A 9,585-nucleotide genomic window follows, 5' to 3' on the forward strand; every position below is an offset into this window, starting at 1 on the left:
GCCCGCCGGTCCGGCAGCGGGTGCCCGGGGCCAGCCTGAGCGCCGCCTCCGCGCCGGTCGGGCCGGTGGACGCCACCGGCGCCGACCCGGCCGCCGCCCGCGCGCTCGTCGAGGCGTACCAGTCCGGCGTACGACGGGCCGAGCTGAACGCCGCTGCCCCCGGCAACGGTGACCTCGCCGGGCACTGGCCGACGGGGACCGTCGCCGACACCGCCGGCCCGACCGGGGCGACGCCGGGCCGGCCCCTGCTGAGCCGGCGGGTGCCCGGGGCGAACGTCACCGCCACCCCGCCCGCCCAGCCGGCCAGCTCGCACCTCGGCGACCCGGCCGAGGTCCGCGATCTCCTCAACGATTTCGAGGCGGGCGTCGCCCGCGCTCTTCGCGAAGTCAGCCCAGACCGCCGGAACGAAGAAGGATCATCACGGTGACCAGCCCCTTTCTGCACGACAACGTCGACCACCAGAGCCAGTCCGGCGCCGCCGCCGGGGACCTCAGCCCGGAGGCCCGCACGTTCAACTGGCTGCTGGACTCCTTCACCTCCAGCACGGCCGGGGTGCTGGAGGCGATAGCGGTCTCCTCGGACGGGTTGCTGATGGCCATGTCGGCGATCAAGGACCGGTCCAACGCGGAGCGGCTCGCCGCCGTGGTCTCCGGCATGACCAGCCTCGCCGGCGGGGCGGCCAGTTGGTACGCCCTCGGCGGCCTCAACCGGGTCATCGTCGACATGGCCGACGGTTACCTGCTGATCAGCGCGATCAGCAGTGGATCCGTGCTCGGTGTGGTCGCGGACCGGTCGGCGAACCTGGGCACGGTCGCGTACGAGATGACGCTCTTCGCCGGACGGGCCGGCGGCGCCCTCACGCCGCGGCTGATCGTCGAGCTGAAGAACGCCGTCCAGCAATGACCCGGGACGTCGCCGGTGAGGATCCGGACCCGGGGCCTGGCGCCCGGATCCGTCCCTACCTGCGCGCGGCGCCCTCGACCGAGGGCGGCGGGTCGGCGGAACCAGCGACGGAGGCGGGCGCCGGCTGGCCGGCGGGTCCCCGGCCGTTCGTGCTCACCTCCGGACGGGTGGCGGGCGCCGACCCGGCGATCGGGCTGGAGACGCAGGTGACCGTCCGTCCGGACACCGGCCCGTGGACCGCCCCGCCGCCCGCTCCCCTGGCACCGGAGCTCATGGCGATCATCGCGCTCTGCGCCGAGCCCATCTCGGTGGCCGAGCTCTCGGCACGGACCCGGTTGCACTTCGGCGTGACCCGGGTCCTGGTGGGCGACCTGCGTGCCGCCGGGCACCTGGACGTGCACGTCACCGACGCCGACCACGCCTACGACCCCGACCTCATCCTGCGAGTGATTGATGGACTCCGTGCGATCTCCTGAATGGCCGGTCGCCCCGCTCGGGGGACTCGCCGGCAACAGCGCCGCCGCCCGCTACGGCACCACGCCGGGCATCGGCCCGGTGCTCGGGCGCACCGGCCCGCCACCGGCCGTGCCACCTCCCCCGTACCGACCGCCGGCCAGCAGCGGGGCGACGCCACCGCCGGCCCACCGGCCGCCGGCCGCGCCACCCGTTCCGGTCAAGCTCCTGATCGCGGGCGGGTTCGGGGTCGGGAAGACCACCACGGTCGGGGCGATCTCCGAGATCGCGCCGCTGACCACCGAGGCCGAGATGACCAGCGCCGGGATCGGGGTGGACGACCCGGGCAGCCGGTCGAGCAAGACCACCACCACCGTGGCGATGGACTTCGGTTGCGTGACCATCGACCGAAGCCTGAAGCTGTACCTGTTCGGCACTCCCGGGCAGGCACGGTTCGGCTTCATGTGGGACGACCTCGCCCGGGGCGCGCTCGGCGCGCTGGTGGTGGTCGACAGCGCCCGGTTGGACGACTGCTTCCCGGCGATCGACTTCTTCGAGCGGGCCGGCCTGCCGTTCGTGGTCGGGGTCAACGCCTTCGACGGACGGGTGGCCCTGGAGCTGGGTGAGATCCGGTGGGCGCTGGCCATCGGAGATCATGTACCTCTGGTGCAGTTCGACGCCCGGGACCGGCTCTCGGTGCGGGACGCCCTGCTGGTCGTCCTGGACCGTGCGCTGGACCGGGCCACCCGGGACAGGAGGGCCTGAGCCGACCGGCTCCGGCCGTGGCGGGAAGGGGTGATCTGGTGAGGGGCGACCTGGACGAGACGCTGGCCCGGCTGGCCCGGCGCGAGGAGGCGCTGCGTCGGCGGGCCCACGATCGCGACGAGCACGCATCGCCGGGTCCGGCCGGTGGACCGGCCGACCCGGGCGGTGGCCGCACCGACGCCCGAAACGGCGGGCCGGGGCGGCACGCGGGGCGGGACACCCCCGGCGAGGTCTCCGGCTGGGGCCCGGTCGAGGAGGTGGCCGAGGCGGTACGCCAGGTCGTCGGCGCTCACCCGGGGCTGGCGGTGACCGTCCGTGTCGAGCACGGCGGGCGGACGTACCCGCTGCTGATCTCCTGGGACGGTCCGCACGTCACGGTCGGTCCGGAGCCCTCGGCGGCCCCGGTGGAGCCCCCGCCGGCCTGGCCGCTGTCCGGCCGGACGGTGCCGGCCTGGGCTCCCGGCCCGAACGGTCTGACCCCGGACCCGGCCGCCCGGCTGGCCGAGCTGATCCGGCGGGACCCGTCGCTGCTGGACGAGTTGGATCCCCGGCGCTGACCGCGGGACTGGCTGACGGCGGCTACGGTCGGGCGGTGGCCCAACCCGACCTGACTCTCACGGCGAGCCTGCGGCCGGCGGCGCTGGACGCCCGGCGCGGCGTCGTCCGGCTGCACCCGGAGGTGCTGACCGCGCTGGGGCTGCGCCCCGGCGACCCGGTCCGGCTGGTCGGCCGACGGGAGACGGCCGGCATCGTTGCGGCGGCCGGGCCGGGCGCGGGCGCCGCCCTGCTGTACGCCGACGACCTGACGCTGGGCAACCTCGGCCTGCACGACGGCGGCCAGGTACGGGTGATCCCGGCGTCGCTGATCCCGGCGAGCCGGGTGACCCTGGCCGGGCCGGTGGAGGTGGTGGCGGCGGTCAGCCCGGAGATGCTCCGGCTCGCTCTGCTGGGCAAGGTCGTCACGCCCGGCGACGACGTTTCGCTGTTGCCGCAGGACGTGCTGCCGGACGCCTCGGTGCGCAGCCTGATCGAGGCGGCCCGACGCAGCCTCGCCAACACGGTCGGGTTCGCCTGGACCAGCACCCTGCTCACCGTGGTCGCGGTCGAGCCGGCCGCCGGCGCGCTGATCACGATGGACACGCTGGTCGGCTGGGAGCACGGCCCGGTCACGCACGGCGCTGTTCCCGGCCGGCTCACCCCGGCGGAACGGCCCCCCGGCGGGCACCGGCCGGCTGCGGCTCCGACCGATGCGGCCGTGGACCCGCTGGAGGAGGACGACGCGCCCGACGTCGACGAGCTGCCCGGGCTGCGGGCCCAGGCCGAGGAGCTGACCGAGCTGCTCGACCTCGGCTTCCACCATCGGGAGGTGCTGGGCCGGCTGGGCACCACCGTCTCGCTGGGAGTGCTGCTCGGTGGACCGGCCGGCTCCGGCAAATCGGCCCTGGTCCGGGCGGTCGCGGCCCGGGTCGGCGCCCGCGTCCACCCGCTCTGGGCACCCGAGGTCGCCGCGCTGGCCAACCAGGCCGCCGCCGACCGGCTTCGTGCCGTGGCGGCGGCGGTCCGCGCCGGCGGGCCGGCGGTGCTGCTGGTCACCGATGTGGAGGCCCTGGCCCCGGCGGACGAGCCCGGCCCGGTGGCGACCGTGTTCCGCCAGGTGCTCGCGGAGACCGTCCGCTCCGGTGCCGCCGTGGTGTGCACCACCGGCCGGCCGGAGGCGGTCGACCCGGCGCTGCGCGCGCCGGATCTGCTGTCCCTGCGGATCAGCATCCCCCTGCCCGACCCGGCGCTGCGCCGCGAGCAGCTCACCGTGCTGACCCGGCAGGTGCCGCTGGCGGACGACGTCCGGCTGGACGAGGTGGCCGGGCGTACCCCCGGATTCGTCGCGGCGGACCTGGCGGCGCTGGTCCGGGAGGCTGGGGTACGGGCGGCGCTGCGGCAGAAGTCGGCCGAGACGCCGACCGTGTCGATGGCCGACTTCACGGCCGCTCTGGAGGTGGTCCGGCCGACGACGATGGCCGCGTCCACGCTGGAGCTGGCCTCGGTGACCCTGGACGACGTGGGTGACCTGGCCGAGGTGAAGCAGACGCTGAGCGAGTCGGTGCTGTGGCCGCTGACCTACCCGGACACCTTCGCCCGGCTCGGCGTGCAGCCGCCGCGCGGTGTGCTGCTCTACGGGCCGCCGGGCTGCGGCAAGACGTATCTGGTCACCGCGCTCGCCGGCTCGGGTCGGGCGAACGTGCTCTCGGTGAAGGGCGCGGAGCTGCTCTCCAAGTGGGTGGGCGAGAGCGAACGCGCGGTCCGTGAGTTGTTCCGCCGGGCCCGGGAGGCCGCCCCGACGCTGATCTTCCTGGACGAGGTGGACGCGCTGGCGCCCGTCCGTGGCCAGGCCTCCGACGGGGGGACCACGGACCGGGTGGTCGCGGCGCTGCTCACCGAGCTGGATGGTGTGGAGACGCTGCGCAACGTGGTGGTGGTCGGCGCGACGAACCGGCCGGACCTGGTCGACCCGGCGCTGCTGCGGCCGGGCCGGCTGGAACGGCTGGTCTACGTGCCCCCGCCGGACGGCGCGGCCCGGGCGGACATCCTGCGGGCCGCGTCCCGGAACGTGCCGCTGGCGCCGGACGTCGACCTGGCCGCACTCGGCGGGGAGCTGGACGGATTCTCCGCGGCCGACTGTGCGGCGCTGCTCCGGGAGGCGGCGCTGGCCGCGATGCGGGAGTCGTTGGCGGCGGCCACGGTCACCGCCGCGCACGTCGCCACGGCGCGACGCCGGGTCCGTCCGTCGCTGGACCCGGCCCAGGTCGCCTGGCTGGCCGCGTACGCGGCCGAGCGAGGGTGACCGGACCAAACTGATCCGCGAGTCAACCTTCCGTCGCACCCAGGGTGTTCCTAGGACGTCACATTCCTCAGTGGAGTTATCCACAACGACGTCAGGCGGTGTTTCTTGCGCAAGCTGCTTTCGCTCCTCCTCGTTCCCCTGGTGGCGGCGGCCACCCTCACCACGGTCGGTTCGCCGGCAGCGGCCCATCCGGCGAAGCCGTTCCCGGCCCGGATCGCCCTGCCCAACGGGTTCACCCCCGAAGGGCTGACGATCGGACGGGGCACCACCGTGTACGTCAGCTCGATTTTGGATGGTGCGGTGTGGCGCGGTGACTTACGTACCGGCCGTGGCTCGGTGCTGATCCCGGCCGTGCCGGGCAAGGACAAGGCCGGCCTGAAGCTCGACCAGCAGGGCCGGCTGTGGACCGCCGACTTCTCCGGTGGCGGCGCCAGCGTCTACGACGCCGGGACCGGCAAGCTGCTGGCCCACTACCAGTTCGCCGACGAGCCGGGCAGCTACGTCAACGACCTGGTGATCACCAAGCGGGCGGTCTACTTCACCGACTCCGGCAAGCAGGTGCTGTACGTGGTGCCGCTCGGCCACGGTGGCCGCCTGCCGGCCGCCACGGCGTTCCGGGTGCTGTCGCTCAGCGGACCGGCTGCGACGCCGGACGCCTACCACAACGGGATCGTGGAACTGCCGGACGGGGACCTGCTGGTCGCGCAGATGCTGCCCGGCCGGCTGGTACGCATCGACCCGCGCACCGGCCACAGCCGCCTCGTCGACCTGGGCGGATACTCGGTGGAGCGGGCCGACGGCCTGGTGCTGCGCGGTCACACCCTCTACGTCATCCGCAACCTGACCAACGTCATCGCGGTGGTCCGACTCAACGGTGGGTACACCGCCGGGGTGGTGCAGCGGGAGATCACCGGCCCGGAGCTGCGGTCGCCGGCCACCGGTGACCTGCTCGGTTCGGCGTTGTACGTGGTGAACGGCCGGTTCGACGTGGAGTCCACGCCGGACACCGACTACGACATCGTCCGGGTGCGGGCCTGATCCACTGGTCGGCGGCGACCCCGTCGGGGGTTGCCGCCGGCCGTCAGTCGGTCGGGAGCAGCGGACCGAGTGGGCCGAGGTCCAGATTGAGGTCCTCCGGGGCCAGACCGAAGTGGTCGCGTAGCCCGACCATCTGCTCCTCCAACGCCATCAGCGTCACCCCGATCCGCTCGATCTGCTCCTCGGTCAGGTCACCGAGGTCGACCCGGCGCAGCGCCTGCCGCTCCATCAGCTGCCGCAGCAACTCGACGATCGTGAGCACCAGGCTGGCCAGCCCTCGCTCGACCGAGTCGCGGTCCACCGCGATCCGACGGTCCAGCGGCGTGACCCGGGGCGGCTGCCACGACTCCCCGCCCAGCGCGGCGGCCAGGTCCGCCGCCTCGCTCCGCCCGGTCATCCGGCGTGCTCCGGCGGGGGCAGCGCGCCGACCGAGGCGACCAGCGCACGCAAGGAGATCCGGACGAGGTCCACGTCGGCGATGGCCAGGGTGAGGTCGCCGCTGATCACGACCCCGGTGGCGAGCACCCGGTCGAGCAGGTCCACCAGGGCGACCGGCCGGTAGGCCAGCGGATCGTCCGCGCTGCTCGGTGCGAGCGCGGACGTCACCACGGCTCCCGCACGGTGAGCGCCGGCTCCGGCCGTTCCGCGACGAAGGAGTACGCCGGCCACGGCCCGGTCAGCTCCAGCCGGATCTCCGGATGCCGAGCGCCCAACGCGTCGACGAGGTCGGTGAAGCCGGACAGCGCCACTAGGTCCACCAGGTACGCCCCGTTGAGCACCATCGGGGTGGACGCCCCGGAGAGTCGTCGGTCCTGCGGCGCGTGCCGCCGGCCCGCCACGGCCAGCTCGCACAGCGCGGCGTGCACCGCGTCCGCCGCCGCGGTCGCCGCCTGCTGACCCTCCTCCCGGGCGGTCAACTGCGCCCGCCGCCGCCGCAGGTACGCCGTCCCCACACCGCCGGCCCCGACAGGTTCGGCGCTCGCGGTGGCCACGCCCGGCACCAGGTAACCCTTCACACCCCACTCGCCGCGTCCGGTGAGACGGTCCAGGGTGGCGACCAACTCGGCCCGGCGGGCGGCGAGTGACCCGGCCACGCGTTCGTCGTCGGTGTGCACGGTGGCGAGCCGGGCCGGCACCACCGGCCCCCGACGGGCCAGCGCCTCGACCACGCCGTGGTGCGCCCGGGCCGCCCGCTCCAGCCACGCCAGGTCCTCCAGGTTGCGGCGCAGCGGCTGCTCGCCGTACTCGTCCAGCGGCGCGGTGCTGACCACGGCGACCAGGCCGGCGGCGGACACCGCCCGGACCGGCGCGCCGTCCATCCCGGCGATCACCGCCAGCGCCGCCGGATCGGCGTCCCGGACCACGCCGTGCAGCCAGGCCCCGGCGACCGGGGCGGGCCGGTCAGCGGCCACCTCAACCGTCGAACTCATTCCACTCCTCCAACTCGGCGTCCCGGCGGCGCGCCCGGGCCGCCACCCGGGGCCGGCGCTCCGCCTCGACCTGCTCCGGGTCACGCGGTCCCGGCTCCACCGGTGGCCGAGCCCGCGAGCTGAGCCACGGGTCGTGCTCCCACCAGTCGATGCCGATCTGCCGGGCGGTGTCGACCGACGCGATGACCAGCCGCAGTTTCAGCGTCAGCAGCTCGATGTCGAGCAGGCTGACCCGGATGTCACCGGCGATCACGATGCCCCGGTCGAGCACCCGCTCCAGGATGTCGCCCAGGTTGGCCGGCTCGTGGCCGGCGGGCAGGACCTGGCCGGAGTTCTGCACCACCGACGGCGGCTGCGCAGCGGTCATTTCAGCCCACCTCACCCTTCCCGCGCTGGTAGCGCCGCACCCGCCGGTAGCCGAGCAGACCACCCTCGATGTCCAGCTCCACCTCGTAGAGGCCGAGCAGATCGACGGAGGCGGGAATCCGGTGCGCCTCCACCAGCTCCACCCCGACCAGCCAGCCGTCCTCGGTGGCCTCCAGCGACGTGGTCCCGGACGGCTCCCGTCCGGTCACCTCGACCAGCTGCCGCAGCCCCGCCCGAGCCGCCTCGGCCGCCGACACCGGCTCGACGTACTCGTCGTCGGGATGGTCCTCGGCAGCCGGATCACGCCGTCGAGCCCGGACGCCTTCGTCGGTCATCGCGCGCACCTCCCTCGCGTGCCGGACCACGCCGGGCCGGGCGGGGCCGCGCTCCGGCTGGGCCGGCGCCTCCGGTCAGCCGGTTCAGGACCCGCTGCTCGGCCCGGTCGCGTTCCTCGGCGCTCAGTTCACCGGCGGCCGCCGCCGCGTCCAACTCCTCCAGCTCGCGCCGGACGTTCACCGGGTTCCGCTGCCGCGACTCGGCCTCCCGGGCAACCACCCCGACCACCGCGGTCAGGCCGCGCACCGGCGCGTACGGCAGGGTCAGCAGCGCCCAGAGCAGGTCCACCGGTCAGCCCGCCAGTTGGTGCGCGCTGACGAAGTCGTACGGGGCGAGCGGGCCGAGCAACCGCATTCGCAGCAGGCCCCGACGGTGCTGCGCGTACTCCTCCAGGGCGTCGACCAGGGCGGCCTCCTGGTCCGTGTCGACCAGCAGCGCCAGGTGCGCCGCGTCCAGCTCGTGGCTGGGAGGGCGCAGTTGGGCGGACACGACGTACTCGGCCGTGGCGTCGAGCAGGCGCCGGTTCTCCGCCTCCCGGCGCAGCTCCACCGCCTGGCTGATCAGCTCCCCGAGCCGGATCCGTGGCTCGCGGCTGGCCGCCTCGGACCGGCCGCGTACCTGCTCGGCGAGCCCGGCGGCGGTCGGATTCTCGTCGAGCACCCCACGCAGCAGCGTCCGCTCGTCGAAGCGACCGTGCACCACGTACTGCACCCGGCCCTCCAACTCGGCGAGCGCGGCGGCGAACCGGTCGTGGTGCGGCCGGAGCAGGTCGACCACCGCGTCCGGCCCGGTGACCACGGTGCCGAACCGCACCGGCAGCACCGGCGCCACCGCCGCCGTCCCGTCCAGCAGCTCCTGGTACGCCCGCAGGTCCGCCGAGCGGCCCAGCGGCGCGTCCAACGGCACCTCACTGACCAGGGCTCCGAGGTCGCCGTGCCGGATCACCGCCACCTCGCCGGGTGGTTCGCCGACCCCGGCGGCGTCGGGCGTCGCCTCCACGTCGGCCGGCACGAAGCCGTAGATGAACAGTCCCGTCTCGTCCGCCACGTCAACCCCTCCCGAGGTCCCGCACGTTGCCGGTGACCTCCCCGACCGAGTCGGTGACGTCCCGGACGGCGCCGGTGACACCGCCGACCAGGCCGGCCAGTCCCTCACCCTCCTCCGGGGCGATGTCCAGCCGGTCGACCGCTTCGGCGAACCGCAGGTACGTCTCGATGCTCGCCACCACCACCCGGGCGTTGATCTCCACCAGGGGAATGCCGACGACGCCGACGGTCACCTGCGCGTCGATCACCACGCCCTTGTCGAGCACGGTCTCCACCACGTCGGCGAGCCCGCCGGCGGCGGAGCCCACGCGTTCCAGGGCCCCGCCGGCACCGCCCTCGTCGGATACGAGCGTCACTCGTCCTCCTCCCGGCGGCGGCGCACCACGGGCCGGCGCGGCGGTTCCGGTC

At 74.8% G+C, this 9,585-nt stretch carries 13 protein-coding genes and 2 pseudogenes; 7 read left to right on the forward strand and 8 right to left on the reverse strand.

Features of this window, described 5'->3' with window-relative positions; genetic code table 11:
• The 7 genes and pseudogenes from EAD98_RS29140 to EAD98_RS29170 form a co-directional block, all read left to right on the forward strand.
• Positions 1-428, forward strand: a pseudogene (locus EAD98_RS29140) (histidine kinase); the annotation flags it as partial.
• Positions 425-904 (forward strand): roadblock/LC7 domain-containing protein, encoded by a 480-nt coding sequence (locus EAD98_RS29145; protein ID WP_199723605.1) that lies wholly within the window; start codon positions 425-427, stop codon positions 902-904. The pseudogene EAD98_RS29140 and the gene EAD98_RS29145, both read left to right, overlap by 4 nt.
• Positions 901-1,380, forward strand: coding sequence for a DUF742 domain-containing protein (locus tag EAD98_RS29150; protein ID WP_121657168.1), 480 nt, complete (start codon positions 901-903; stop codon positions 1,378-1,380). Before EAD98_RS29145 ends, EAD98_RS29150 begins: the two co-directional genes overlap by 4 nt.
• The gene (locus EAD98_RS29155; RefSeq protein WP_199723606.1) at positions 1,358-2,122 is read left to right on the forward strand and encodes an ATP/GTP-binding protein; all 765 of its coding nucleotides are present in this window, start codon (positions 1,358-1,360) and stop codon (positions 2,120-2,122) included. The genes EAD98_RS29150 and EAD98_RS29155 overlap by 23 nt, the downstream gene beginning before the upstream one ends.
• Before the next feature lie 38 nt (positions 2,123-2,160).
• Positions 2,161-2,679 carry a hypothetical protein gene (locus EAD98_RS29160; protein WP_121657169.1) on the forward strand — a complete coding sequence of 173 codons (519 nt, stop codon included), beginning with the start codon at positions 2,161-2,163 and terminating at the stop codon, positions 2,677-2,679.
• Between the two features lie 35 nt (positions 2,680-2,714).
• On the forward strand, positions 2,715-4,961 hold the full coding sequence (locus EAD98_RS29165) for an AAA family ATPase (RefSeq protein ID WP_121657170.1): 2,247 nt from the start codon (positions 2,715-2,717) through the stop codon (positions 4,959-4,961).
• Between the two features lie 105 nt (positions 4,962-5,066).
• Positions 5,067-5,999, forward strand: coding sequence for an SMP-30/gluconolactonase/LRE family protein (locus EAD98_RS29170; RefSeq protein WP_121657171.1), 933 nt, complete (start codon positions 5,067-5,069; stop codon positions 5,997-5,999).
• Between the two features lie 43 nt (positions 6,000-6,042).
• Here EAD98_RS29170 and EAD98_RS29175 read toward each other — a convergent pair whose 3' ends face one another.
• The 8 genes and pseudogenes from EAD98_RS29175 to gvpJ (EAD98_RS31935) all read right to left on the reverse strand — a co-directional run.
• A complete protein-coding gene (locus tag EAD98_RS29175) occupies positions 6,043-6,396 on the reverse strand; it encodes a gas vesicle protein K (RefSeq protein WP_121657172.1) in 354 nt (117 codons plus the stop codon).
• Positions 6,393-6,605 carry a gas vesicle protein gene (locus tag EAD98_RS29180; protein WP_121657181.1) on the reverse strand — a complete coding sequence of 71 codons (213 nt, stop codon included), beginning with the start codon at positions 6,603-6,605 and terminating at the stop codon, positions 6,393-6,395. The genes EAD98_RS29175 and EAD98_RS29180 overlap by 4 nt, the downstream gene beginning before the upstream one ends.
• Positions 6,602-7,429 carry a GvpL/GvpF family gas vesicle protein gene (locus tag EAD98_RS29185; protein WP_121657173.1) on the reverse strand — a complete coding sequence of 276 codons (828 nt, stop codon included), beginning with the start codon at positions 7,427-7,429 and terminating at the stop codon, positions 6,602-6,604. The genes EAD98_RS29180 and EAD98_RS29185 overlap by 4 nt, the downstream gene beginning before the upstream one ends.
• Positions 7,413-7,796, reverse strand: a complete 384-nt coding sequence (gene gvpJ, locus EAD98_RS29190) for a gas vesicle protein GvpJ (protein WP_121657174.1) — start codon at positions 7,794-7,796, stop codon at positions 7,413-7,415. Before gvpJ (EAD98_RS29190) ends, EAD98_RS29185 begins: the two co-directional genes overlap by 17 nt.
• Before the next feature lies 1 nt (position 7,797).
• Positions 7,798-8,130 (reverse strand): gas vesicle protein, encoded by a 333-nt coding sequence (locus EAD98_RS29195; RefSeq protein WP_121657175.1) that lies wholly within the window; start codon positions 8,128-8,130, stop codon positions 7,798-7,800.
• Positions 8,096-8,419 (reverse strand): gas vesicle protein GvpG, encoded by a 324-nt coding sequence (locus EAD98_RS29200; protein WP_121657176.1) that lies wholly within the window; start codon positions 8,417-8,419, stop codon positions 8,096-8,098. Before EAD98_RS29200 ends, EAD98_RS29195 begins: the two co-directional genes overlap by 35 nt.
• Positions 8,420-8,422: 3 nt before the next feature.
• Positions 8,423-9,178 (reverse strand): GvpL/GvpF family gas vesicle protein, encoded by a 756-nt coding sequence (locus EAD98_RS29205; protein WP_121657177.1) that lies wholly within the window; start codon positions 9,176-9,178, stop codon positions 8,423-8,425.
• A gap of 136 nt (positions 9,179-9,314) precedes the next feature.
• Positions 9,315-9,533 (reverse strand): annotated as a pseudogene (gene gvpJ / locus EAD98_RS31935) (gas vesicle protein GvpJ); the annotation flags it as partial.
• Between the last annotated feature and the right edge of the window lie 52 nt (positions 9,534-9,585).

It is taken from the genome of Micromonospora sp. CV4 (assembly GCF_003667455.1).
Taxonomy (GTDB): Bacteria; Actinomycetota; Actinomycetes; order Mycobacteriales; family Micromonosporaceae; genus Micromonospora.